Annotated in this window: 27 protein-coding genes and 1 pseudogene; 2 read left to right on the plus strand and 26 right to left on the minus strand. The window is 38.6% G+C overall.

Going from position 1 to position 26,604, the window contains the following annotated elements; genetic code table 11:
- The first annotated feature begins 343 nt into the window (after positions 1-343).
- Entirely contained in the window at positions 344-490 is a 147-nt protein-coding gene (locus ACY3XC_RS00005; RefSeq protein ID WP_179159029.1) for a hypothetical protein, read from the plus strand.
- 50 nt (positions 491-540) lie between these two features.
- Here the strand turns inward: ACY3XC_RS00005 and ACY3XC_RS00010 are convergent, their stop codons facing one another.
- The 6 genes from ACY3XC_RS00010 to ACY3XC_RS00035 all read right to left on the minus strand — a co-directional run bounded on the left by ACY3XC_RS00010 (position 541) and on the right by ACY3XC_RS00035 (position 5,318).
- The gene (locus tag ACY3XC_RS00010; RefSeq protein WP_179159030.1) at positions 541-1,311 is read right to left on the minus strand and encodes a class I SAM-dependent methyltransferase; all 771 of its coding nucleotides are present in this window, start codon (positions 1,309-1,311) and stop codon (positions 541-543) included.
- 94 nt (positions 1,312-1,405) lie between these two features.
- Positions 1,406-2,161: an exodeoxyribonuclease III gene (locus tag ACY3XC_RS00015; RefSeq protein WP_464866760.1), complete on the minus strand. Its 756-nt coding sequence runs from the start codon at positions 2,159-2,161 to the stop codon at positions 1,406-1,408.
- A gap of 92 nt (positions 2,162-2,253) precedes the next feature.
- Complete coding sequence (locus ACY3XC_RS00020) at positions 2,254-3,039, minus strand: divergent polysaccharide deacetylase family protein (RefSeq protein WP_464866762.1); 786 nt, start codon at positions 3,037-3,039, stop codon at positions 2,254-2,256.
- A 113-nt stretch (positions 3,040-3,152) separates the two neighbouring features.
- Entirely contained in the window at positions 3,153-3,569 is a 417-nt protein-coding gene (locus tag ACY3XC_RS00025; protein WP_179159280.1) for a peptidylprolyl isomerase, read from the minus strand.
- Positions 3,570-3,814: 245 nt separating this feature from the next.
- Positions 3,815-4,264 carry a CBO0543 family protein gene (locus tag ACY3XC_RS00030; protein WP_464866763.1) on the minus strand — a complete coding sequence of 150 codons (450 nt, stop codon included), beginning with the start codon at positions 4,262-4,264 and terminating at the stop codon, positions 3,815-3,817.
- Positions 4,191-5,318 (minus strand): DUF2515 domain-containing protein, encoded by a 1,128-nt coding sequence (locus ACY3XC_RS00035; RefSeq protein WP_464866764.1) that lies wholly within the window; start codon positions 5,316-5,318, stop codon positions 4,191-4,193. Before ACY3XC_RS00035 ends, ACY3XC_RS00030 begins: the two co-directional genes overlap by 74 nt.
- A gap of 82 nt (positions 5,319-5,400) precedes the next feature.
- Here ACY3XC_RS00035 and shc point away from each other — a divergent pair, with 82 nt between their 5' ends.
- Positions 5,401-7,260: a squalene--hopene cyclase gene (shc, locus tag ACY3XC_RS00040; protein ID WP_464867438.1), complete on the plus strand. Its 1,860-nt coding sequence runs from the start codon at positions 5,401-5,403 to the stop codon at positions 7,258-7,260.
- A gap of 95 nt (positions 7,261-7,355) precedes the next feature.
- On the opposite strand, the gene mug is transcribed toward shc, so the two are convergent.
- The 20 genes and pseudogenes from mug to ACY3XC_RS00140 form a co-directional block, all read right to left on the minus strand.
- The gene (gene mug / locus ACY3XC_RS00045) at positions 7,356-7,859 is read right to left on the minus strand and encodes a G/U mismatch-specific DNA glycosylase (protein WP_464867439.1); all 504 of its coding nucleotides are present in this window, start codon (positions 7,857-7,859) and stop codon (positions 7,356-7,358) included.
- 49 nt (positions 7,860-7,908) lie between these two features.
- A complete protein-coding gene (locus ACY3XC_RS00050) occupies positions 7,909-8,484 on the minus strand; it encodes a YitT family protein (RefSeq protein WP_464866765.1) in 576 nt (191 codons plus the stop codon).
- Positions 8,485-8,569: 85 nt separating this feature from the next.
- Complete coding sequence (locus tag ACY3XC_RS00055; protein ID WP_464866766.1) at positions 8,570-9,883, minus strand: Na+/H+ antiporter NhaC family protein; 1,314 nt, start codon at positions 9,881-9,883, stop codon at positions 8,570-8,572.
- Between the two features lie 104 nt (positions 9,884-9,987).
- Positions 9,988-10,074, minus strand: a pseudogene (locus tag ACY3XC_RS00060) (cell wall hydrolase); the annotation flags it as partial.
- A gap of 22 nt (positions 10,075-10,096) precedes the next feature.
- Positions 10,097-11,089 carry an L-glyceraldehyde 3-phosphate reductase gene (gene mgrA, locus ACY3XC_RS00065; RefSeq protein ID WP_464866767.1) on the minus strand — a complete coding sequence of 331 codons (993 nt, stop codon included), beginning with the start codon at positions 11,087-11,089 and terminating at the stop codon, positions 10,097-10,099.
- Positions 11,090-11,179: 90 nt separating this feature from the next.
- Complete coding sequence (abc-f, locus tag ACY3XC_RS00070) at positions 11,180-13,063, minus strand: ribosomal protection-like ABC-F family protein (RefSeq protein WP_464866768.1); 1,884 nt, start codon at positions 13,061-13,063, stop codon at positions 11,180-11,182.
- A 139-nt stretch (positions 13,064-13,202) separates the two neighbouring features.
- Positions 13,203-13,361 (minus strand): RAxF-45 family protein, encoded by a 159-nt coding sequence (locus tag ACY3XC_RS00075; RefSeq protein WP_464866769.1) that lies wholly within the window; start codon positions 13,359-13,361, stop codon positions 13,203-13,205.
- Between the two features lie 73 nt (positions 13,362-13,434).
- Positions 13,435-13,851, minus strand: a complete 417-nt coding sequence (locus ACY3XC_RS00080; protein ID WP_464866770.1) for a hypothetical protein — start codon at positions 13,849-13,851, stop codon at positions 13,435-13,437.
- 20 nt (positions 13,852-13,871) lie between these two features.
- Positions 13,872-14,765, minus strand: coding sequence for a peptidylprolyl isomerase (locus ACY3XC_RS00085; RefSeq protein WP_464866771.1), 894 nt, complete (start codon positions 14,763-14,765; stop codon positions 13,872-13,874).
- Between the two features lie 21 nt (positions 14,766-14,786).
- A complete protein-coding gene (locus ACY3XC_RS00090) occupies positions 14,787-16,193 on the minus strand; it encodes a S1C family serine protease (RefSeq protein ID WP_464866773.1) in 1,407 nt (468 codons plus the stop codon).
- Positions 16,194-16,359: 166 nt separating this feature from the next.
- Positions 16,360-17,784 carry a sensor histidine kinase gene (locus ACY3XC_RS00095; RefSeq protein WP_179159042.1) on the minus strand — a complete coding sequence of 475 codons (1,425 nt, stop codon included), beginning with the start codon at positions 17,782-17,784 and terminating at the stop codon, positions 16,360-16,362.
- Entirely contained in the window at positions 17,756-18,457 is a 702-nt protein-coding gene (locus tag ACY3XC_RS00100; protein WP_179159043.1) for a response regulator transcription factor, read from the minus strand. The genes ACY3XC_RS00095 and ACY3XC_RS00100 overlap by 29 nt, the downstream gene beginning before the upstream one ends.
- Positions 18,458-18,635: 178 nt before the next feature.
- Positions 18,636-19,610 carry a quinone oxidoreductase family protein gene (locus ACY3XC_RS00105; protein WP_464866774.1) on the minus strand — a complete coding sequence of 325 codons (975 nt, stop codon included), beginning with the start codon at positions 19,608-19,610 and terminating at the stop codon, positions 18,636-18,638.
- A gap of 15 nt (positions 19,611-19,625) precedes the next feature.
- Positions 19,626-20,405, minus strand: a complete 780-nt coding sequence (locus ACY3XC_RS00110) for an enoyl-CoA hydratase/isomerase family protein (protein WP_464866775.1) — start codon at positions 20,403-20,405, stop codon at positions 19,626-19,628.
- 178 nt (positions 20,406-20,583) lie between these two features.
- Positions 20,584-21,657, minus strand: coding sequence for a phosphotransferase family protein (locus tag ACY3XC_RS00115; RefSeq protein WP_464866776.1), 1,074 nt, complete (start codon positions 21,655-21,657; stop codon positions 20,584-20,586).
- A 111-nt stretch (positions 21,658-21,768) separates the two neighbouring features.
- Positions 21,769-22,332 carry a TetR/AcrR family transcriptional regulator gene (locus tag ACY3XC_RS00120; RefSeq protein WP_464866777.1) on the minus strand — a complete coding sequence of 188 codons (564 nt, stop codon included), beginning with the start codon at positions 22,330-22,332 and terminating at the stop codon, positions 21,769-21,771.
- Between the two features lie 96 nt (positions 22,333-22,428).
- Entirely contained in the window at positions 22,429-24,042 is a 1,614-nt protein-coding gene (locus ACY3XC_RS00125) for a long-chain-fatty-acid--CoA ligase (protein ID WP_464866778.1), read from the minus strand.
- Positions 24,043-24,071: 29 nt separating this feature from the next.
- Positions 24,072-24,824, minus strand: a complete 753-nt coding sequence (locus ACY3XC_RS00130) for an SDR family NAD(P)-dependent oxidoreductase (protein WP_464866780.1) — start codon at positions 24,822-24,824, stop codon at positions 24,072-24,074.
- Positions 24,825-24,920: 96 nt separating this feature from the next.
- Positions 24,921-26,129 (minus strand): acyl-CoA dehydrogenase, encoded by a 1,209-nt coding sequence (locus ACY3XC_RS00135; RefSeq protein ID WP_464866781.1) that lies wholly within the window; start codon positions 26,127-26,129, stop codon positions 24,921-24,923.
- Positions 26,130-26,239: 110 nt separating this feature from the next.
- Complete coding sequence (locus ACY3XC_RS00140) at positions 26,240-26,434, minus strand: hypothetical protein (RefSeq protein ID WP_464866782.1); 195 nt, start codon at positions 26,432-26,434, stop codon at positions 26,240-26,242.
- Positions 26,435-26,604: the final 170 nt, after the last annotated feature.

Consider the following 26,604-nt stretch of genomic DNA (forward strand, 5'->3'; position numbering starts at 1 on the left):
GTGAAGGGAGTCGAACCCCCACGCCTTGCGGCGCCAGATCCTAAGTCTGGTGCGTCTGCCAATTCCGCCACACCCGCATGTATTTAAAACTAAAATAGAAAACTAAGTTGCTAATTTCGCCACGTCGTAGCGGCGACATTGATAATCTTACAACGAATTACGACAAAAATCAACACTAATTTTTAATGATTTTTTTAGAAGTGAAAAATACTAATAAATTAGCCAATCCCAGCAGTAAATCCTTCAAAGAATTTGTACCAAATAAAAAATAAAATGGTTTAGAACCTTTTTAATGGGAAAAAATACAATATGATTCATTCCCAAAAAAAGGAGATGATGTACCTTGAGTTATATCCAGAAAAAAGATGCTGACAAAATTCTTACAAATCAGGAAAACCAGGATGAAAACTCAAGTAACGGTGAAAAATCACCTGAATTTGATGTTTTTGGAACAGCACTTAATAACCTGCACAGTCCTTTTGAATTTTAAAAACCCATAGTATAAAAGAGATCATCCTCTTTTATACTATGGGTTTTTACTTACCTTTTTATCGCCTTTAAAACAATGGCTTCTCCAACAAAAGAATCAACTTTATCATCCTCAATCAGAATTCTAAATTTATGTTTGATTTCTTTTGATGATTTAAGAATCAATTGCGTTAAATGACTCTTTTCAGGTTCCGGCAGCTTCATGTTCGCACACCATGGTTCAAAACGAAAAGTCTTCTCAAATCGGTGCCATTCAAATATTTCCAAACCACTTTCCTCAAGCTTTTGGATCCATTCGGATTTTTTCCAAGCACGATAATGGCTATAATCCCGTAACTTTTCAATCGAATTATAGAATTGATCGTATTCTTTATTCTCTGGAACTACATTATCATCAAGTAAGAATTGTCCTTTCGGCTTTAATACTCGATGTACTTCCTTTATGAATGAATCCACATGAGGGAAATGATGTGGCGCAATTCTACAGGTAACAATATCAAATGATTCATCCGTAAATGGCAGTTGCTCGGCATCACCTTGGATAAATTCAACATTTTGATGCCCATTATCTTTAATGAAATTCTCAGCCGCTGCCAGCATTTCTGCAGTAAGATCGACTGCTGTTACCTTTTTAACCAATGGTGCAAATGCATTGGCTGTATGTCCGCCGCCAGTTGCAATATCAAGCAGAACTTCCTGACCATTTAGTTTGGCCATTTCCACCATTTTTGCTAAGTCTTTTCCATCCTTATGAATGGGACTGGAAACGTAAGAGTTTGCATTTTTCCCAAATTGCTGCTGAACGTCTTTTTTAATATCCATACTGAATCACCTCTTAATTCTAATTTATTCTAATCAATCGATAATTAAAATTACAAGGTTTTTATGATTCATCATAAGAAAAACTTATAAGACTTTACAATTCACATTCTAGAACAACAGGGCAATGATCACTGCCCATTATTTCACAATGAATATCTGCAGAAATTAAAGAGTCACGAAGTTTTTCGGAGACAATAAAATAATCAATCCGCCAGCCAATATTCCGCTCACGAACCTTGGCCATGTAACTCCACCACGAATAAGCGCCTTCTTTTTCCGGATAAAAATGGCGGTAGCTATCTACAAATCCTGACTCCAGCAGGGAAGTCATTTTTCCGCGTTCCTCCACTGTAAAACCAGAATTACCTAAATTAGATTTTGGATTTCTCAAGTCAATTTCCTTATGAGCCACGTTTAGATCTCCACATAAAACTACAGGCTTAACCTGGTCTAAATCTTTTAAATGTTTGATGATTCTGTCTTCCCAATCTAATCGAAAGCCTAGTCTAGCTAAATCTCTTTGAGAGTTCGGTGTATAAACATTTACAAGATAAAAATCCTCAAACTCTAATGTAAGAATTCGACCTTCATCCTGTGAATCTTCATTTCCTAAACCATAAGTGACTGAAATTGGTTCTTTCTTTGTAAAAACCGCCGTTCCTGAATATCCCTTTTTAACTGCGTAATTCCAATATTGATGATACCCCTCTAGTTCAAGAGTAATTTGACCTTCTTGTAATTTTGTCTCCTGGACACAAAAAATATCTGCATTAACATTATTAAAATAATCTAAAAAGCCTTTATTTACACAGGCTCGAAGCCCATTGACGTTCCAAGATACTAGTTTCATAGTGAATTTCTTCTCCCTTACAGCCTTTTTTCTATTAGTTTTGTCTGTCACGTATTTTAACATAAAACAAGGCAACCCGCAGTTGCCTTGTTTTATGGTATTAAATATTGTTTTGTTAATTGTGTGGAAAATAACTGAGAGGCAGGCACAATTTCGATGTTACGTTGTTTAAATTCTTCCATTGATTGATAAATACCTACTGAACATACCTTTCCTGTTACCCCAACATGTCCAATGGCAATTCCACTTCCAGTAAATTCAGTTATTTTAGCCAATCTTTTCATCTGTTTTCTCACATGGCTTAAGGAGGATATATCATCTAGGAAGACATCTCTTTTTAAAAGTGGCACATTCATTTCCTCTGTAACCTTTGGAAACTTTGATTTAGAGCTTGTACCACTGTCGATAATATACAACTTCTTTTCCTTTGCAACTTCTACGATCGCTCTTACGATTTCCTCATCCTCAACAGCTAGTGAACCCATATGGTTGTTCAGCCCAACTGCATAGGGAACGGACTTTAATGCATCCTCCACCCTTTGCTTCACTTCTTTCGGTGAAAGATCTACCGTAATGGGTTTCGGACCGAGCCACGAACGCTTTCCTCTTTTTGGCTGCATCGGTAAGTGAACGATGACCTCAAAGCCGTTTTTATGAGCCCATTTTGCATGTTTCGCTGAATGCTCTGTAAAAGGCATTACTGCGGCTGTGATGGGGATGTCTCCTTCAAGAAAATCTCTCACTCCACCTATACCGCCGCCAAAATCATCAATTACAATCGCTGCCTTAAACTGCCTTTGGTCATTTTTTTCAGCTGATGCTGGACTAAGTAAGGATAGCAACAGAAAAGGGATAATAAACAGTGCAAATCTTTTCATAAAAACCCCCATATTGATGTTTTTAAGTTAATTTGCCCTGAGAGATTGGATTCATTCTTGCGTTTTGAATATACGAAAAAAGAGCCCAATTGCTCGGCTCCGTTTCGTACATTCTATTCTTCGTCGTATACTTCCACTTTTTCCATAACATCACCATTACGCATTGCTTTTGCCGCTTCAAGTCCAGAAGTTACTTTACCGAAAACAGTGTGAACACCATTTAAATGCGGCTGTGACTCATGAACGATAAAGAATTGGCTTCCGCCTGTATCTTTACCAGCATGCGCCATAGAAAGAGAACCTGGTACGTGTGTGTGTGGATTTCCTTGTGTTTCACATTTAATTGTGTAACCAGGGCCACCTGTTCCAGTTCCAGTTGGGCAACCACCTTGGCTTACAAATCCAGGTATAACGCGGTGAAAATTCAACCCATTGTAAAAACCTTCTTTTGCTAACTTTTCAAAGTTTGCAACAGTACCAGGTGCTTCGTTTGGATATAATTCGAATTCAATTTTTTCTCCGTTTTGCATTTGAATGTGTCCTTTTTTAGTCACTATGAACATCTCCTTTATGTAAAAAATCATTTTTATCATACACTTTTCCTAACAGAAAAGAAAGTTTCATGGATTAAATCCTCAATATTGTGGTATTATAACAGTACCCCTTCCGAACATTCGCTTGTTGCGGGACACTTAACCACTGTACGGACGGAAGGGGTACGTAGTGTCGTTGGTAGCGGCATTACAAGAAGCCAAGACCTAAGGTCTTGGCTTTTTTAATGTTCTTTATTTGTTAATTGATAAAACAAAAAAATAAATGAAAAGAAAACCAGATAGCCATAAAAGCTATAGATATGCTTCCACTCAACAGAATGCTCGAACAGACCAAAAAGTTCAGAAAACCTTTCAAATATCGGCATCAGTAAGCTTAGAAATAAAATAATTCCAACCTTCCCCCATTTAGTAACCTTTTTCATCATCATTAAGTAAATCAGAACAAGAATTGGCAGTCCTACAAAGGTGAAGGCAACATTAAACGACAACACCTCAGGAAATGGCCGAATTGGGAACATGTACATTTTCTTGCCAACAAAGTAAAGATCTAAGGAAGTACCCAGCAAAATTGCCAATATGACTACAGGGCCATATTCTTTAATTAAAAATGGTAATGACTTTTTTTGCCAAGGCGGCAAGTTCAAGCCTTTCAAGCGTTTTACAGTATTCATATTCAATCTCCCCATTAATTTGTGTTTCATTAAGCTCCGAGAGATAGTCAGCTATCTGCCAATCATTAAACCAATCTCCCTTTTCCGCATCTTGGTGAAGAACATTTTTCCACGCATTCGTTAAATTTGGACTATATATTTTTCTTGCTCCCCATCTAAGCTTGCAGGCATTTAAGCGAAGCTGATAGGGAATTCCAGGAATTCCCTCATTAACATTATTAAAAATATGCGGCCAATAATCTTTTCTAGACCCTGTATGGCGGTGTACTTTTGCCCATTGTACAAATAATTCCTTTTTCTGAAAAAGTACATTATATAATCTTTTTCCTAAAAGAATACGCTCATGTAAGGATTGAAACTGATGGAGTGTTTGCCCGGCAAGGCTCTTTTTTCGATAGGGAAACAAAATATGATTAAATGAGAGCACATCCTGAAGCTTAAACTCCATCGTTGTTAGTACAGCCTTCTGGTAGATGGGGTTTTGGATCACCCTTTTTTCCAAATAATTTTGTTCATTAATGATAAGAGCCATTGTGAGAATATAGGTGTCAGGTACCCTCCAAAAGTGATTCCAAATCGTCTCCATAAAGGTAGATATGTTCAAATAAGACAACAAATAAAATAAAGGTTTCTTTCTTTTTATGCTTTCACTGTATAGTAAAAATTGTGGATAAGCGTCTTGAAAAATCAGCCAATTTCCGCGTTCCAAAAAGGTGAAAAAGTCATTCCTTTCTTTATTCGTAAGCAGGCGTGTGAGGAAATCACCCTTTAAATCGGTCATGTTCCAGCCGCCATTTCTAGATACCATATGTCCTAAAAATGCCCAATGGATTTCGGGATGTTTTTGATAAACATCAAAATAGGCCTTAGTCCTTGTCACATTATTCAGGTTCAGTTCACTTGTGTACTTTCTGATTTTTTCTAAAAGGCATTGTTCCTCTTTTGTTAATGTATTGGAGTCAATTACTGTACCCTTTTTCATTTTTACCTTTAATTCGTCCTTAATGGTTTCAATCGGAGTTTTTTCTCTGCTTCTGATAAAAAAAATAATCATAACCTCCCTCGAGAATTCTCTGTCTACTTACTGAATATGTATAGATGAGAATATTCAATTGGGAGAGGATGAACGGTTAGCGATGATCAATACAAGTAAAGGCATTGACTGGCTTGTTGAAATGCTTAGAAGGGATCAGTCTCCCGATGGCTCCTGGAATTATCCATTTGAAACTGGATTATCGACAGATGCCTATATGATCATTTTATTACGGACAATGGAAATAAATGATGAAGAATTAATTAAAGGGCTGGCTGAGAGGATATTACAGAGTCAAGAAAAGAATGGTGCATGGAAGCTTTTTTATGATGAAGTGTCTGGTAATCTCACTGCCACCGTAGAATCCTATTATGCACTCCTATATTCTGGATACTTTGAAAAGCAGGATAAACGGCTTAGTGCTGCAAAAAAATTTATTTTATCCAAGGGCGGTTTGGATGAAGTTAGTATGTTTACAAAAGTGATGTTATCCATAACAGGGCAAATGAAATGGCCATCCTTCTCCCCCCTTCCGATAGAGATAATCCTTTTACCACTCAATTTTCCAATCAATTTCTATTCCTTTTCTCTTTACGGCAGGGCAAATCTGACCCCCTTGCTTATTCTCACTGATAAGAAATTTACGACAACAACGAAAAAGAGTCCTGACCTTTCCGATATCCGTGTAGGCCGGGATAATTCTGATACCTGGGTTCGTTCGGAGGAAATGCGTTCCCTTTTCTCTTTTATTGAAAAAGGGGTTAAGGATTTAATAGGGTTGCCCCCACAGCTTCATAAGCTGGCACTGCAGCGGGCTAAAAAATATATGCTCGACCACATAGAAACAGATGGGACGTTTTACAGCTACTACAGCTCCACCTTCTTAATGATTTTCGCCCTCCTCGCATCTGGATATAAGAAAAACGCCCCTGTTATTACAGCGGCTATTGATGGTATAAAAGCAATGAGAACGACCATTAACGGACTTCCGCATATGCAATACACGACGGCAAATGTGTGGAATACCTCGTTAATTGGCTACGCACTGCAAGAAGCAGGAATTTCACCAGAGGATTCAATGGTTTTGAAAGCTAATCAATATTTACTATCACGGCAGCACGACAAATTCGGAGATTGGGTGATTCATAATCCTAACAGTTTGCCAGGAGGGTGGGGCTTTTCAGATATTAATACGATCAATCCAGATGTCGATGATACAACTGCATCTTTGAGGTCAATTTCTAGAATAAATTCTTCCGATACGTGGAATCGGGGGATTAACTGGTTACTTTCCATGCAAAACGACGACGGTGGCTGGGCTGCTTTTGAGAAAAATACCGATACCAAGATTTTTGAATTTCTACCTATTGAGAAGGCTCAGTTTATCCTAACTGATCCATCATGCCCAGATATAACAGGCCGTACTCTAGAGTTTTTTGGTAACTATACCAATTTATCAAGAGACCATCAAAGTATTAAAAAGGGAGTTAAATGGCTGCTAGATCATCAAGAATGGGATGGTTCTTGGTATGGAAGATGGGGTATTTGTTATATTTACGGTACCTGGGGCGCGGTAACTGGTTTAGCAGGTGTTGGGGTTCCTGCTCGTGATGCTTCGATTCAAAAAGCAATACAATGGCTGCATCGTATTCAGAACGCTGATGGCGGCTGGGGTGAATCCTGTTATAGTGACGGTAACCAATCCTATAAACCACTTGGAACCAGCACCTTAACTCATACCTCCTGGGCACTAGACACATTAATAAGCGTTTCAGAAAAACCCACTGCTGAAATCCGCAAAGGTATTTCTTATTTGATGAAGAACCTAGACAAAGAAGATTGGACTACTGCGTATCCAAAAGGACAAGGAATGGCCGGGGCTTTTTATTTACATTATCACAGCTACCGCTATATTTTTCCTTTGCTTGCCTTGGCACATTATCGTAAAAAGTTCGAAAAATAACTCGACGGGACTCGTATGGTCCGTCGAGTTTTTGTTCATCGCTGAAATATTTGATTTAACGCTGATAAATCGAAATATATATAAATTTTTTAAAATTACTCTATTATTTCCTTTAGTCCGATATAGATTTCTACGATTTCTTCCACTTTCATTCTTACTAAGCCGCTGGATGATGGTGCGACAAAATCAATTGTTCCGGGGACGACTGCTTTCTCCTGCCTCCCCCACGGAACATTTTTCATACCGCTGTATTCCTGATAAACTCCCTTACCAACGAAACAGACTACCCTCGGCTTTAGCAGCTCAATTTTATTCCTAAGTATTTCTTTGCCCTCTTTATATTCTTCCTTTGTAATCTCATCTGCAGCTTTCGTAGGTCTAGCTACAATATTGGTAATCCCCATCCCTAAATCTAATAGCCTAGCATCTTCAGCAGCCTCGAATTTCCGAGGAGTCAAACCTGCATCATGTAAAATGCGCCAAAACCGATTATTGGGATTGGCAAAATGATGCCCCGTTTCACTTGAACGAATACTCGGATTAAATCCCACGAATAGAATCTTTAAATTCTCTTTTATATGATCATTTACTAACTTCAACATAGTAACCTCTATTCAATATTAATGACCCTATTTTACTAAAACCTCTTCATTTTTCATAATGTCCGACCGAGGTGATGGCTGTCGCTAGTAATCCAACAATCGAAACAATTAATAACGAATATAGTAATCTAGGCTCCCGAAGCAGCAACAGACTCGAGATAATAATCACAGTATCAATTGCATAAGCAATGATCCCTACGTTAACCTTTGTCCATTTTGCAATCAGTAGAGCCAGTAAATCCATTCCGCCTGGACTTATCTGATTCCTTAACATCGTCCCTACCCCAATTCCAACGATAGTACCACCAATAATCACAGAACTGATAATGGGTAAATGAAATACATTTTTTAAAGGCATTAAGATTTCAATCATGAAGCCTGAGAAAAAAGCCCCGATTAATCCGTAAGTAAAGTAGTTTATATCAGACTTATACGCTAGTAAGTAAACAGGAATATTCAAAAAAATAAACGTCAACCCAATACTAAAATGCCATAGATAGTTAAATAAAATACTAATCCCAAACATTCCGCCATTAATAAGATGGAAGGGTAAAATAAATCCGTTCACCCCAACCCCAATCATCGTACTTCCAAATCCGATAACCGCCAATTTTTTAAGCATGATCCCCATCCCTTGTCCAAAGATCTATATAACCACTTATATGTGGCTACAAGGGAGTTCATTCTTAACAAAAAGGCACATTACTTTAAGCAGTTGCTATACGTTTTGATTTTCGGACATGTTTGAACAAGGAAACCGCTAGCGTTAAAAAAGGTAAAATCCATAAAAATAATGCATAGGGCAAATACTCCAAGATCGGGATTCCGACTATGGTACTGCACATAATTGCCAATACACTCCAAGGCACCATCCCCGGAAAAAGCATGGTGGTATCACCCATCACTCTTGCCAATTCCTCTTTCCCATATTTACTTGACCAATGAGGTAAAAAGGACCTTCCCGTCAGGATAATTGGCAGCGTTTGATTGGCGGCAATAAAACTGATTAACAGAGTGGCTAGCAAGGTTTTAAACGTGTCTCCTGTTAAAGAAGTTGAACGTTGCAGCCATTTATCAAGATATGGCTGAATGACGTTCAGTTCCTCCAATAGACCATTATAGGCACCCGCTAAGGCAAGAAAAAGCAATAGTTCGTACATATGAAGAAAGCCCCCGCCTACACCTTCAATTCCATTCCAAAAAGCGAGAGCTATTTCTACTAGAGCAACACCTTCAATCAACGAAATGATAGCTGCAGAAATGATACTTGTTAGAAAGGCATAAATAATACTAACTCGAAACAGAACTAAGAGTAGTAAAATGATGGGTGGTAGAAACTTTAACAACGATAGTTCACTCCATCGTAATGGCTCTAAATGATGTACTTTTACTTCAGAAAAGAAATCGAAACTTCCGTAAAAAAGAAAAGACACTGCCACAGCGATGAATGTAGTAAATAACATCGCATTCCATTGTTTTTTTACTGGTAATTCAATTGTATGTGCTAGCAGCTGATGAGCACTCGAAAATGGAGAGGTTCGATCACCGACAAACGCCCCAGAAACCAATGCTCCTGCTACAATCTCAGCCTGCAGATTTAAAACTACAGCTGTCCCCAATATAGGAATACCAATCGCACTAAGTGTTCCAACCGTTGTTCCAAGTAGCATAGAAAAAACCAACGCAGCGACAAATGTTAAAACATAAAAATAATGCGGATTAATAAAATTTAGAGCGATTTTGACCATTTGATCTATCGTTCCTGAAAGATACCAGGACGGGAGTAAAAAACTAACTAGGAATAGAATTAATATTACAATCCTAGTCTTATAAACCCCTCTGATACTTATCAGGAGAATTTGTTTAACACCCTGCTTATTCTGTTTTGAAAGATAGACTAGAATAAGAAAACCTGGAAGAAACCCAATTACTAGAGGCCGATGAAATATAACGGACCATATTACACCTGTAAGTGTAACGGTAAGGAGAAGAATTAATTGTTTCAAAGAAAATCTTTTCATTTTGGACGGACCAACCTTAACATTTTAATAAATCTAATTATAATGATTGCTGTATCTTTCGAAAAGCAAAAAAATTAGAGCCGAGAAATACGGCTCCATTCGAATTAATAGGTGTTATAAATATTCTCGCATTCTTCACCTGTTGGCTGATAGAAACAATGCAGTTTGAATCGTCCAACATGAGGCTGATTGCAGGGAAAGAAATTCGCAGATTTAACTTTTTAAGATATCCTCAATCCTATTCAATTCTTCATCAGAGAAGGAAAGGTTTTTCAAAGCAGCTACATTCTCTTCTATCTGACTTACCCTGCTGGCACCGATTAAAGCGGATGTTACCCTGCCTTCCCTAAGAACCCACGCAAGAGCCATCTGTGCTAGGTTTTGTCCGCGGTCAACCGCAACCTCATTCAGCTTTTTCACAACATTTACTATATCTTCTGTCACTTGATCTTTACTTAAAAAGCTTTGTGTTTTTGCCGCTCGGGAATCAGTTGGGATTCCATTTATATATTTATTCGTTAACAAGCCCTGCGCCAGCGGACAAAATGCAATCGAGCCTACTCCATTTTCTTGTAGTACATCCTGCAATCCATTTTCTATCCAGCGATTTAACATTGAATAGCTTGGTTGATGGATAACAAGTGGAGTTCCTAATCTATTTAAGATTTTTACCGCTTCCTGTGTTTGCTCCGCACTATAGTTTGAAATACCAACATACAATGCTTTACCTTGGCGGACAATTGAATCTAGTGCGCCCATCGTTTCTTCAAGTGGAGTATTAGGGTCTGGACGATGAGAATAAAATATATCAACATAGTCTAGTCCCATTCGATTTAAACTTTGATCTAGACTAGAAATAAGGTATTTTCTTGAACCCCAGTCCCCGTACGGTCCTGGCCACATTGTATAACCAGCCTTCGTGGAAATAATCATCTCATCTCGGTAAGGTGCAAAATCACTTTTTATCATTTTGCCAAACATTTCTTCTGCGGACCCAGGCGGCGGCCCATAATTGTTTGCAAGGTCAAAGTGAGTAATTCCTAAATCAAATGCTCTTCTAAGCATTGAAGCGCCATTCTCATATGTATCCACTCCGCCAAAATTATGCCATAGCCCTAATGATATTGCTGGCAATTGTAAGCCAGATCGACCGCTTCTATTGTATTTCATTGTTCCATAACGAGACTCATCCGCTAGATAAACCATTTTATTCCTCCTCTTTTGCTTTCATTTCCATTATAAACGCTAACAAAATATTCCCCAAGAGAGAACTTCTCTTGAGGATTCACTGTGAACTTAAACGACATCATCCAGTTGTTTATATAAATGTTCCCTTTCTATTTCCAGCTGCTCTAATTCGGTGTATTGTTTTTGAAGCATTTCCAAATCTATCCCTGATTCCATCCTCTGCTTCAATGTGTAAATGAGGCCTTCTAACTCCTCAAGCTTTTGTTCAATCTCTACAGCTTTGTTGGTGACTGCCGTTGCTTTAAAAGGCTTTTCATTCTTTATTGGTGTTATTTTTTTAGGTGGTGTTGGCTGTGAAACCTTTCCTGCATTTAGCTTTCCTTTTGCCCAGTCATAGTTTCCGTCAAAGAAATAAACAGTTCCGTCCTGAAGCCAATAAATTTTAGTAAACAATTTATTGAGAAAATAACGGTCATGAGATACTGCCAAAATGGTGCCGTTAAATTGTTCTAATGCCTCTTCTAAAACCTCACACGAATCAATATCCAAGTGGTTAGTCGGTTCATCCAGCACGAGAAGATTAATATCCTGATACATCAGCTGAGCAAGGCGCAATCGCATTCTTTCGCCGCCGCTCAATTGATTGACCTTTCGAAATACCGCTGGTCCGTAAAATAAAAATCGCGCTAGAATATGTCTTGCTTCCCCCTCATTAACGGTTACTTCAGACCGAAATACATCAATTACCCGTTCCTCTCCAATGGTATGGAAGACATGCTGTGATAAATAGCCGATTTTCACATTACTACCAATCTTAACAATTCCCATGTCACTTTCACATTCACCTAGAATCATCTTTAACAGCGTCGATTTCCCTGTTCCGTTTTCACCAACAATCGCGGTCCGATCCTTGTACTGAACAAGCATATTTACTTTCTCAAACAAAGTCCGGCTGCCAAAGCTTTTTGAGACACCCTCTAATTGGATAACATCCTTTCCGCTCCGGTCATTGGCTTCAAAATCAATCGCCATTTTCTTCACATCAAGCTTCGGACGGTCAAGTTTCTCGATCCGATCCAGTGCCCTCTGCATATTCGTAGCCCGTTTATGAAGTGCTGCGCTAGGTGGATTGGCACGATTTGCCCATTCACGAAGACGCTTAATTGCCTCCTTCATTTTTTTGATTTTTCGCTGCTGCTCCTGATATTCCTGGAACTCCCTTAGCATTCGCTCTTCCTTCTCTTTTACAAACCCGCTAAAGTTTGTATGGTAAAGCACAATTTCGCCATCCTCCATGTCGAGAACTTTGGTTACGACCTCATCTAAAAAGTAGCGGTCATGAGAAATGAGGATAATTGTCCCTAAATATTCCTTAAGGAATGTCCCAAGCCACTCAATTGCCATTAAGTCTAAATGGTTTGTCGGTTCATCTAATAACAGCAGCTCAGGTTTCTTTAATAAACTTAACGCGAGTCCAACCTTCGTCTTTTCACCGCCGCTTAAGAGTGAAAAAGGTTTAGCTAAAAGCTCAATAATATTTAACCCATGGGAAACCATGTCCATTTGTGCATCCATTTCATAGCCGCCGTTTAGAATGAAATCATCCTGGAGCTTTCCGTAATGATCCATAAGCCTTTGTAAATGGACAGGAGTCAGCTCTTGCCCCATTTCAAACTCTAATTGCTGAAGTTTTGTTTCTGTTTCTACTAATTGCACAAATGCAGTTTTTAATACTTCTTTCACGGTTAAGTCCTTATAATCAGGAATTTGGGCGAGGTAGCCGATTTTCAAACCCTTTTTCCAATGAATCGCTCCACCATCAACTGATTCTTGATTAGCAAGCATCTTTAACAATGTGGTTTTCCCGCTGCCGTTTCGTCCAACCAAGCCCACTCGATTACCTTCGTGGACTTCAAAGGATAAATCTTCAAAAATAATATTTCCGCCAAATGATTTTGCTATATGATTAACACTGCATACGATCATGTTCATTCTCCTTTTATTGAACACTCTCTTTACATAAAAAAATGCAGGCATCCATAGATACCCGCACCGAAAAATTGGCATGAAAAAAGAGTGCTTAAAAGGCACCCTCTTTTCACTTATTTTAATAATGGGTAAAGAGATGTGTTTATCGTTCTATATTCATTTTGTAATTTTGAAAAAAGGACAGACTACCCCCTTTGAAAACTACTTCATGAAAAATTGCACGGCACAAATATAGCGCTTCAAGCCACTGTACACGTACAAAAATAGAACGAACCATCTCTTTACACCTCCGTTTCATCATAAGTTAATTCTATTGTAAATATTTCTAGCCATCATTGCAAGCCTATTTATTCCGACAATTAGAAAGGTTTTAACTAATGAAGATACTTTTTCCTTCCGCCAAATTTTCTCCTATAGACAAATTTCCTTACATCTTCTTCGGTTATTTTTCCATCATAAGCAGCAAACAATAGGGACTGGAGCTCTCGATAGCGCTCCATGACAAAAAGGGCAAACTCCTTCCGTTCGCCCTTTGCCTCTTTTTTAAATTCCTCATCATTAAGTATTTCTTCAATCTGATCCAGATAAAATGCCTTCGTATCCTCCCATTTTTTCTTTCGATTGTCCAAAATATCACGAGCGTATTCCGGCATTTTTTCAACTACGAGTTCGATATACCCTTGAGACCACATGAGCATTTTGTCTTTTTCAGGTAGTTCCATGACCATTTTCATCAGTTCGAGGCCATCTACTTCTTCACCAGCTGCATATCTTCCGACCTGATTCATCATTATCACCTCTTAATGAAGAGTTATCCGACAACACTTTCAAGGCTATTCTCAATATCATAATCTTTTTTCTTTTCTTCAAGCCAAGTAGAGTATTCTGTTTCCATTTTTTGATCTATCAATGTTTCTTTTATTGCAGCCTTACTATCATCAAAATTTGCCTCTTTTGCTTCCTTTTTCTCTTCAACCTTAATTATATGATACCCATAATCAGATTTTACTGTCTCGCTAATTTCATTTATTGGAAGTGAAAAAGCTACATCTTCAAATTCTGTTACCATTGTACCTCTAGGGAAAAATCCAAGCTCTCCGCCATTTTCCTTGGAACCTTCATCTGTAGAATATTCCTTTGCTAACTCTGCAAAATCAGCTCCATCTGCAAGCTTTTGTTTAATTTCTTTAGCAGTTGCTTCATCTTCAACTAGAATATGGCTTGCTTTTACTTGTTCTGCTTCACCAAGAGAATCTTTATTTGCATCAAAATAAGTCTTTAACTCTTCATCCGTAATTTCAATTTGTGGTTCTATTAATTTACGCATGGTGAAATAGTTTTTAAGATCCTCTTTTAGTACGTCGACTGTGGTATTATTCGAAGCCAATACCTGATTAAAAACTTCCTCGCCGCCATAAGACTCCTTTAATTTGTCCACTTCTTTATTCAATTCTTCATCTGAAATTGTTACTTTTTGTTTTTTAGCTTCTGAGGCAACAATTTTATCAGCTATTAATTGTTCCACTGTAGCTGCTCCGTATTGCTCCACCATCACATCGTACAATTCATCCTTACTGATGGAATCACCATTTATTTTTGCAATAGCTTTATCCTTTGATAGCGCAAAGCTTAGAAAAACACCTATTGCGAGAATAAGTACTCCTATAACGAAAACTAATTTTTTATTTTGCTTAATAAAAACCATTCTATTGTTTGCTCCCTTAGATTATTTCGCTAGCTTAACGTTTACAGTGGTAAGCTTTCCGTCACGATATACTTCAAATTTAATCTCATCGCCAATTTTCACATCGGAATACAAAAATTTTCTTAATTCTGAAGAGTTGGCAATTTTTGTACCATTCATGCTAACAATTACATCCTGTGCTTTTATACCACCATTGGCTGCTGCAGAGTTTGGTTCAACCGCTGTAATCATAACTCCTTCCTTGACACTTTCAGGAAGGTTCTCCCAATATAATTGTGGCACTTCTGTTAAATCAGCAAGTCCTACACCAAGATATGGTCTCTCCACCTTTCCGTTGTCAATTAATTCATTCACAATTGGAAGAAGGTCATTACTTGGTATTGCAAAGCCCAACCCTTCGACGCCGCTTTCAGAAATTTTCAAACTGTTGATTCCAATCACTAATCCTTCCGGGTTTATTAACGCACCACCACTATTTCCGGGATTAATCGCTGCATCTGTTTGGATGACATTTGTTTCCCAATTTCCTGCAGAGGTAGAAACCGCAATACTTCTATTGATTGCACTAACAATTCCTTCCGTTACCGTTCTAGCAAAATCAAGTCCAAGCGGGTTTCCGATTGCATAAACCTGGTCACCTGGCCTTAAAGTGGAAGAATCACCAAACTTCGCAATGGCTTCAACGTATTTGCTATCGATTTTCAAAACAGCTAAATCCGTTAAGGCATCTGTTCCAACAATTTCAGCACTTACTTTTTCTCCGTTATATAGAGATACTTCTAGTTTAGTAGCCCCCTCCACCACATGGTTATTGGTTACAATGTAGGCAGTATCATTATTCTTTTGAAAAATAACCCCTGAGCCTGTACCACTCTCAACATTTTGAGAGGAACTGCTTCCATTAAATCCTAGGCTTTGACGCTGTTGGTAATTGACAATTCCAACTATCGTTTTTGACAGCTGCTCAACAGTATCTGCAATTGAAGAGGAAGACTTTGCAGAAGTTGGCTGTGCTGTTACGGTATTTACGTCAGAATTTGCGTTTTGCTGAGTAATACCAAGGGGTTGTTTTTCATCTGCTTGTTGGAAATTATCCAAGTAATTGGTGTATGGGAGAACGGTCAATGTCAACACAGATCCCACCACACCTGCTGCTACCATTGAGGCAAAACCTTTTACCTTTTTTCCTTTTTTCTTTGTACTGTTTTTAAACTCCACACGGTTCACAGGTTGTTCAGTCCCTATTTCTTCTTCATTTTTCTCTACTTCCAATTCCTCCGTTTTCCCTGCTGGCTCGTTCGCTATAAGTAATGATTGTGTCTCTAGTTCTTTTTCTTCTGGCTTTCTATCATAAATATCTGGAATTTGGTCTGATGTATTTTGTAGATTATTTTCATTCTCACTTTCGAATTCATCTTTGTAATTCATATTCTATCTTCTCCTTTATACTAAATTTTGTGTAATTTATTATCTTACTTATAATTTAGCCCATAATTATGAAAAAATTGTTAACAAACTATAACGGGATTTGGAAATTATTAAGAAAAAAGTCGGATATTTAGAAAAATAAAAACAGCAGGAATCTCCCTGCTGCTTACTGTTTGAAGGTTATGGTAAATTTTGTACCTTTACCTTTTTCGCTTTGCACATCAATCTCTCCATTATGAAGAAGTACCAGTTGCTTTACAATCGATAGACCTAGACCAAATGCCCCATATGGATTACTTGTTCTAGAAATATCTGCTTTATAAAAACGTCTCCAAATGTTTTCGACTTCACTCGGATCAATACCAATACCTGTATCCTCAACTTCAATAATCGTTCCTAGAATATCTTTTCTAGCTCTAAGCCAAATTGTTCCATCGGAGGTAAATTGGATGCTATTTTTGGTTATATTAATTAAAATTTGGACAAGTCGATCATAGTCAGCATTGACCATCACCTCTTCGTCGGCCTCAACAATAATTTCTACATTTTTCTCTTCAGCCTGTACGAATAATTGCTCTTGGATAATTTCTAATAGTTCTAATAGCTGAATGTCTTCCCTAAATAACTGAATTTGATTGGAGCGGATTTTTTCATAATCAAGGTTTTCATTAACAAGACGCATAAGCCGTTTTGCTTCCTGACTCACTAAATTGATCCCACGTTCTCGATCCTCTTCAGGAATCATGTCATTTTTCAAGCCCTCAATAACCCCGCTTATGGTGGTTAACGGTGTCCTCATTTCATGAGAAACATCCGCCATGAATTGACGTCTGCGATTCTCCAGTGCATCAATTTCCTCCATAGAATAGTTTAATTTTTTTACCATGTGGTTGAAATCATTCGCTAATTCACCAATTTCATCAAAATTAGAGGATGGTACATGGACATGATAATCCCCAGCTGAGACAAGCGATGTTGCTTCACGGAGCCGTTTTATCCGATTCACATGGATTTTTGATAGCAGCCAGCTGAGTAAAAACGAAACCCCTAACGCAATTAGGATTGTATAAAGTAAAAATTGATTCACCTGGCGAATCATAGCACTGGACCCACTGATTGGTGAGGTTAACAATATCCCACCCACAAACCTGTCACGATTATCAATATAGGGTAAAACAACAAATGTCACACCGTCTTGATCAAATCGTTTATAATCACTTTGGACAATAATGGTTTTACCATTTGTAATTTTTTCCCACTCTGAAGGTTTCAACTCAATTGCAGGTCCACTACGTCCGACAGCATAAAGATTTGCTTCTTGGTCAAACATGCTAAAGCTAATCTTTCTTGAACGTAAAGAATTACTATATTGAGTGATAATTTGATCCATAGCAATCGGATTCCGTTCAATATCAGAAATGATGGCTTCTCCATAAGAGATTAATTCATCCGCTTTTTCCTCATAAACCAAATTTCCAACATAATGAGCAAACAAAAGACTTAAGACAAGAAATGCGACAATAATGATACTAATGTGGCTGATAAACTGTTGAGAAAAATATTTAATTCTTATCTGTTTGAATCGACTCATCAAACTTATAACCTACTCCCCATACAGTGTGGAAGAATGGCTGGGATGCAGTTTCAACTTTTTTTCGCAGTCGTTTAATATGAACATCTACCGTCCGTTCATCACCGTAAAATTGATATCCCCAAACCCGTTCAAGCAGTTGTTCTCTTGAAAAAACCTGCCGCGGATGTTCCACCATATAATATAAGAGATCAAACTCTTTTGGCGTAAGATTTGTAATTGGCACCCCATCAACAAGCACTTCACGGGTATTTTTGCTTATTTTAAAATGTTCTGTCTGTAGGAAATCCTCTGTTTGAGACGTCACTTGCGTTTGATATCTGCGTGTAACCGCCTTAATTCTTGCCATTAGAGTAAGTGGGCTAAAAGGCTTGGTTACATAGTCATCTGCTCCCATTTCAAGACCGAGCACTTGATCAGACTCTGTATCCTTCGCAGTCAACATAATAATGGGCACCGTATATTTTTCCTCTCTAATTTTCCGGCAAATGGTTACTCCATCCATGCCAGGCAGCATCCAATCGACAATCAAAGCATCCCATGTTCCTGTTTTGAACGTGTTGTATCCTTCAAGACCATCATTGACAAAGGTACCTTCAAGTCCTTCCTTTGCAAAAAACATTTCTATCATCGAACACACACTTGTATTATCTTCAATTACGAGTATTTTCAATATCCGTCAACTCCCAGCAAAATCTCTTCTTTTCTTCAGTTTATATGATTTTTATCTCATATCAACTATATCGCAAAAACTTCCCTGCTATTTAATAATTTGTTCATAGTTTGTTAATATACCCACGAAAAAAGAGGCCCGGAAATCTCCAGACCTCAAACACTTACTTGTGAAAGATTTATGGTTCTAATATTAACTTACCTGTCGTTTTTCTTGATTGTAATAACACATGTACATTTGCTGCTTCCTCTAACGGGAACACACCGCCAATTGTAAGCTTCAGTTTTCCTTCCCCAAGATAGGTTAGTAATTCTACTAAACTAGACTGAAGCAACTCAGGTTTTCTCATTATCTGCGGCAGGAAAAAGCCGATAACAGACTGATTTCGAGCCATCAGGGAAGACGGATACATTCTGCTCTGCTCTCCGCTTGCTGCACCAAATACAACAAGACGTCCAAAGGTAGCTAGACATTTTAATGTGTTATTGAAAACCTCTCCGCCTACCATCTCAAGTGCAACATCTACTCCTTTGCCGCCAGTTGCTTCAAGAACCTGTTCTACCCAGTTTGATTCACTGTAGTTAATCAGGACATCTGCACCCATTTTGCGGGCTAGTTCTAATTTTTCAGGAGAGCTAGCGGTTGCAATGATTTTCCCTGCACCAAACAGCTTAGCTAATTGTACAGAAAGAGTTCCAACACCACCAGCGGCAGCGTGAACGAGAACAGTTTCCCCTTTCTCCAAACGTCCCATCGTTTTTAACACATGATAGGCACTTAACCCTTGGAGCGGTAAAGCTGCTGCATTCTGAAAGTCTAACTGCTCAGGAATCGGAATCAATGAGCGCTCATCAGCAAGCGCAAATTCTGAATATCCTCCTGATTCGATTAACGTTACGACCCTCATCCCCGGCTTAACACTCTCCACCTTTTCACCAACAGCTGTAACCACTCCAGCAATTTCTGCTCCTGGAATAAATGGGAGAGGGGTTTTAACGACATATTGTCCCTCTCTTCTCGCTGTATCTGCATAATTAACGCCTATTGCCTTTATTTCAATTAGTACCTCACGCCCTGTTGGAACGGGTCTATCAATCTCAACAATCTCTAATACTTCTGGTCCGCCAAATTTTTCTAATTGAATTGCTTTCATGTAAAAACTCCCTTTCTACCTGCCTTTATATACTGGATTTCTTTTTTCCTTAAAGGCAGCGACGCCTTCCTTGTGATCCTCTGTTTGAACCATTAATACTTGAGTAAGCCGCTCCTCTTCTAGGATTTCTTCGAGTGTTGCGTTTAAGGAATGGTCAATTAATTTCTTTTGTTTACCAAATGCTTTTCCAGGACCCTGTGCTAAATTAAGTGCTATTTTCGTTGTTTCTTCTTGTAGTCTCTCTAATGAGAACAAAGCATTAATCACGCCTAATTGGTAGAGACGCTTTGCAGGGATCGGTTCTGCACTGAAGAAGAACTGCTTGGCTAAGTGTGGTCCGATTAGTTTCGGAAGGAAATAAGATCCCCCACCATCAGAAACGAGACCAACCTTCGAGAAGCTAAGGGCAAATTTACTATCCTCAGCCGCAACAATCATGTCACACGCTAACGCTAAATTGAAACCAGCACCTGCCGCGAAGCCGTGCACAGAAGCGATAATCGGTTTTTCTAAATCCTTCATCAATAGAATGAGCTCATTTAGTTTACCTATATGTTCATAGGTTTGATTCCCATCTGCCTGCCCCATTGTTTTTACATCACCGCCAGCACTAAAGGAGCGGCCAGCCCCGAACAAAACAATTACCTGTACATCAAGATCATTCTTTGCTTCCTGAAGTGCGGCTTTCAATCCTAGTATCATATCCGGGCTAAATGCATTCAAACTTTCTGGGCGGTTCAATGTTAAAGACAAAACTGGACCTAGCTTTTCAATTAATAAATCATTATTTTTCAATAAAATCTTCCTCCCTTATCTATTTTCTATCCGCAAGTAAATTCCGTTATCCGCCAGTAAATCCTGCTTTCCGCCAGTAAATCTCGCTTTCCGCCAGTAAATCCTGTTATCCGCCAATAAATCTCGTTATCCGCAAGTAATTCCCGCTATCCGCCAGTAAATCTCGTTTCCTTACCTCCTACAACTCTCCAGCAGCAACCCTAGCGGCATGCTCTATTAGCATTTTTGCTTTATCATTGAAATGAGCAAACCGAAGATCATGGGTTTGACCTTTTATATATCGATAGTAAATCTGTTGACAAATGACAGCCAGTTTAAAGTAGGCAAAGGTTAAATAAAAGTTCATATTGGTTACGTCCCGGCCGCTTTTCTTCGCATAAAGCTCAATAAATTGCTTTCTCGTAAAGAATCCATCACTTACGGTTACAGGCGCTTTTCCTAGCCCCTTTTTTAAATCCTCTGGATCATCAGCTTGATTCCAATAACTCATGGCCACTCCAAGATCTGCAAGCGGATCACCTACTGTTGTCATTTCCCAATCAAATAGCCCCACCATTTCCGATAAGCTTTCATTAAACATCGCATTATTAAATTTAAAGTCATAGTGAATGACGGCAGCTGTATGTTGAACCGGAATATTACCGGACAGCCAATTTTTCAAGGATTCAACCGCAGCAATTTCATCCGTTTTCGCTCTTTCATAGCGACCTAACCAGCTATGAACCTGTCTTTCTATGAATCCCTCTGGCTTACTAATCGCTCCTAGTCCAGTCTCTTTATAATTAATCCCGTGAAGCTCCACTAATTTATTTACCATTACCTCTGACAATTGTAGACAAAGCTCTTTCGTTATCATTATTTCCTCTGGAAAGGAAGTGTCAATGACCAAACCGTTTTTCCGTTCCATGATAAAAAATGGACTTCCAACAATCTCCTCCTGCTTGGAAAACAGAATTGGTTTCGGGGTGACTGAAAAAACTGGATGAAGCTCAGAGATAATTTTAAATTCTCTTTCCATATCATGTGCTTTAGGTGCAACAGGTCCTAATGGCGGACGTCGCAAAACAGCTTCCCATTCCCCTATTTTTATTTGATACGTTAAATTTGAATGACCTGCAGAAAATTGCAGAAGTTCAAGGGGGCTATTTGGCAGGTTTTCAATATTACTGCGTAAAAATTGTTCCAACACAGCTAAATCTAATTCCTCCCCTTTTCGGACTGGAATTGTATCTTTACTCATTTGGTGAGGCATAGAAACCCTCCTTTTATTAAAAAATTCAGTCTCTTCTGCACATTCTGACCGGATAGTAGGCAATAACGAAAGGAGAGTTTAGCTGTTAACAAAACCCTCCATATATTTTTATTAATTTGCTTGAATTCCCTCTAATATCATTTCAACAAAAATCTCTGCTACTTCGCGATCAGTAGAAACTCCATTTGGATTAAACCATTGATAACTCCAATTGGAAGCACCTAGAATTCCAAAGGTAACGATATGAGCATTTAAGTCTGCTCGGAACTCACCCTTTTCAATTCCATCGTTCAGTATTCTCTCAACATTCAAACGGAATTCATCCCGTTTAGGCACTATTAAGGCAAGTCTTTCTTCATTTAAATTTTTCATTTCTCTAAAGAAGATTTTAGCAGCATATCCTTGTGTTTTAATATTACCTATAAGCAAGTAAACAATCTCGAACAGCTTCTCTTTACAGCTACTGGTATCCGCTAAAATTTCTTTTTGTTTTTCTAGTAAGTAATTAATGTATCCAAGATTAATGTCCATTAAGAGTTCTTCTTTACTAGAAAAATAATAATAAAAGGTCCCTTTTGTTACACCTATAGAATCCACGATGTCCTGTATGGACGTTTCCTTAAAGCCCTTTTTCTCAAACAACCGGATACTGTGCTCTGTTAATTTATCTTTCACCGCTTATGTCCTCGCAATCTGTAATAGGTCTAGTGAAATTATATCATATTCTTTTTCGCTTCCTATCGGACAATCTGCAGAAAATTGTTAGTCTTTTTAGTTTGTAACTGATTCCTCTCGTAAGGCTCGACGGAGAATTTTACCGACTTGTGTTTTTGGCAATTGCTCACGGAATTCAACACTTCTCGGAACCTTATAAGCTGCCATATTTTGCTTACAATATTGAATAACTTCCTCTTCTGTAAGTGTTTGGCCAGCCTTTAAAACGACAAAAGCCTTTACATCTTCTCCACGATATACATCAGGAACTCCAATCACAACGGCTTCTTGAACTGCTGGGTGCTCATAAAGCACTTCTTCAATATCTCGAGGATAAATATTGAAACCGCTTGCAATAATTAAATCCTTTTTACGGTCAACGATATATAGATAACCATCTTCATCCACTTTGGCTATATCCCCCGTATAGAGCCAGCCATCTCTTAATGTATTGGCTGTTTCTTCCGGCATATTCCAGTAACCTTTCATAATTTGCGGTCCTTTAATAATCACTTCACCTAATTCCCCAACTGAAACTTCTTCTAACCCACTGCCCACATCTACAATCTTGTATTCCGTAGATGGCATCCCAATGCCTACACTTCCTGGCTTACGGGCTGCAAATGGTGGGTTGCAATGTGTGGTTGGAGACGCTTCGGATAGTCCATAACCTTCCAAAATCTTTGCCCCTGTTTTTCTTTCAAATTCACGGAGAAGTTCTACCGGCATAGGTGCACTGCCGCTATTGCAGGTTTTTATACAATTCAAACCGTACTCCTCAGCACGTGGATGATTAGTAATGGCCACATACATGGTTGGAACCCCTGGGAAAGTGGTAGGTTGTTCATTTTTGATTGTATTTAACACTTCCTCTAAATCAAAACGTGGAAGCATAATCGATTCCCCGCCAGTAAAAATAGTTAGGTTCATACAAGCAGTCATACCAAAGACATGGAAGAGCGGTATAACCGTTAAACAGCGTTCTTTTCCAAGTTCAAATTCGTGCTTGAAGAATTCATAGGATTGTAGGACGTTTGCCACGATATTTCGGTGTGTTAACATCGCTCCCTTAGACCTTCCTGTTGTGCCGCCTGTATATTGAAGAACAGCAATATCATGCTCCAATTCAATATTTACAGGAGTTACCTGTCCATTGCCAGTTGCTAAGAATTGTTCAAAGCTGCGATCTATAGTGAAATCTCTTCCTGATGGCTGCAGGCTGACGACAATGATATTCTTCAAACTGGTTCGTGGCTGAACACTTTTTACTCTAGGATAAAACGCATCCATGACTACAATGGTTTCAGCTCCAGAGTCATTCAGGATATATTCAAGCTCTCGCTCGACACTCATAGGATTTACTTGAGTCACAATTGCCCCTGCACCTAACGTGCCATAATAAGAAATGACATATTGTGGGCAGTTCGGAAGCATAAGTGCCACACGGTCTCCCTTTTGAACTTGATTTTGCTGAAGAGCAGAGGTAAAGCCTTGAGAAAGTCCTAGTAATTGCAGATAGGTAATTTTTCTTCCAAAGAAGGATAGTGCATTATTTGTAGGATATTTTGCGGTTGTCTCTTGAAGTATTTCTACTAGATTTTTTTCAGGATTTGAGATTGTTGATGAAATCGTGTCTGGGTATTGTGCCATTCCTATTTTCTTTTCAGCCATTCGTTTCCCTCCAAAATTATCAATTTAGGTTAAAAAGTAAGTCCTCCCCCATCAACGGATAGAGTTGCACCTGTAATAAACGATGCTTCGTCTGAAGCTAAGAAGAAAATAGCATTTGCTACTTCATCTGGAGATCCAATTCTACCAAGAGCATTAGCCTTTGATATAAATGGCCATCTTCTCTCATCCTGCTTCCAGACATCGATGATTTTCGTATCAATAACCCCAGGAGCAATGGCATTCACACGGATATTGTACTTGCCATACTCAAGTGCAGCATTTTGTGTTAGAATTACTACACCTGCTTTTGAGGCATTATAAGCAGCTTGATATTTTTTACCCTTTAATCCTAGTAAACTAGAAGTATTAATAATCGCACCGCCGCCTGATTTTTTCATTTCAGGAATAGCATATTTAATTCCTAGGAATACACCTTTTAAATTGATATCAATCACATGATCCCACTCTTCTTCTTGGAGATCTACACTTCTAACCTCTGAATGACCAACTCCTGCATTGTTGACTAATATATGCAGGCCGCCAAAAGTAGTTGTTGTGGTGTTAATAAGATCCTTTACCTGGTTGGAGTATTTCACATCTGTTTTGATAAAAATAGCCTCACCACCAGATTCTCGAATCAGACTGACGGTTTCTTCACTGCTTAGGGAATCCAGGTCAGCAACAGCCACCTTTGCCCCTTCTTTCGCAAAACGAATCGCAGTAGAGCGACCAATCCCGGAACCCCCGCCGGTTACAATGGCAATTTTTCCATTCAATTTCAAGGTACTTCACTGCCTTTCTTCTAATCTCTCTATCTTTACTACCATTTCTTTCGACAGCTGTCTTGAGATACCTTCATTTGCATATCGAACTTTTTATTATTGATATTTTCTTAATTCAAGCTTTGCTATCTGAGCGCGGTGTACCTCATCTGGTCCGTCTGCAAGTCGTAATGTTCTCGAATTTGCCCACATCGCTGCAAGCGGAAAATCATCAGAAACTCCTGCTCCGCCAAATGCTTGTATCGCTCTGTCAATAACACGTAAAGCCATGTTAGGTGCCACTACTTTAATCATAGCAATCTCTGTTTTCGCCTCTTTGTTTCCAACAGTATCCATCATATAAGCTGCCTTTAGAGTCAATAACCTGGCTTGTTCAATTTCGATCCTTGAATCTGCAATCCATTCCTTAATAACCCCTTGGCTTGAAAGCGGTCTTCCAAAGGCTTCACGATCTTGAACACGCTTACATAAAAGTTCAAGAGCACGCTCTGCTGCACCAATCAATCTCATACAGTGATGAATTCTTCCTGGTCCTAATCTTCCCTGGGCTATCGCAAAACCTTTTCCTTCTCCCCAAAGAATATTTTCTGCCGGAACTCTAACATTTTTATAAGAAATTTCAGCGTGTCCATGCGGGGCATGATCGTAACCGAAAACAGGCAGCATCCTTTCAATTGTCACTCCTGGTGTATCAAGAGGAACGAGAATCATCGACTGCTGTTCATGACGGTTGGCATTAAAGTCTGTTTTTCCCATGACAATCGCTATCTTACATCTAGGATCGCCTGCGCCAGATGACCACCATTTACGTCCGTTAATGATATACTCATCACCATCTCTTACTATGCTTGCTTCAATATTAGTTGCATCAGAAGAAGCTACCGCCGGTTCAGTCATGGAAAAGCAAGAACGAATTTCCCCTGCTAGTAATGGTTTAAGCCACTTTTCCTTGTGTTCCACTTTACCATAGCGAACAATTACTTCCATATTCCCAGTATCCGGTGCACTGCAGTTAAACACTTCAGGACCAATCATTGAGCGCCCCATAATCTCGCAAAGCGGAGCATATTCTAAATTCGTTAAACCTGCTCCATATTCACTTTCTGGGAGAAATAGGTTCCAGAGACCAGCAGCCTTTGCTTTTTCCTTTAAGTCCTCCATTACCTGAGGGACAGCACTCCAGCGATTTTCCTGCTCGTTTATTTGCTGCTCATACACTTTTTCATTAGGATATACGTGTTCTTCCATGAAGTTTGTCAGCTTTGTCTGTAACTCTTTCACTTTAGCAGAATATAAAAATTCCATTCACTTCACCCTTTCATACATACTAACCAGTTGGTATGCCACAATTACTATTATACCTCCAAACATTAAATATTCAAATTTATTTCTAAATATTCTAACAAAATAATTATTTAATATCTCTTTATACCCATTTTTTGTTTTTTCATTAATTCATATGATTTTTCTATGATATCAGTTAGTACATCACCTTTATATACTCTGCCTAATTTAAGGTTTTCTTGATAGTATTCAACAATTTCGTCAAGTTTGTCAGAGGTTTCTTTTGAAATCCTTACATTTAATTGTATTCTTCCGTTTTCAGCCAATGGAGACACTCCTATCATTTATATAGCAAACTGCTAGCACTTTGCGAAATTCGTGTTATTACTTGATTATATACTATTATTCTACACTTTTTTCAATCAAATCTAAAAAAAGAATAACACTTATTTTTAGTATCCCTTTCCAAAATGATTCAGGTTAGTTTCTTACATAA

It is taken from the genome of Bacillus sp. CZDM1 (genome assembly GCF_055502545.1).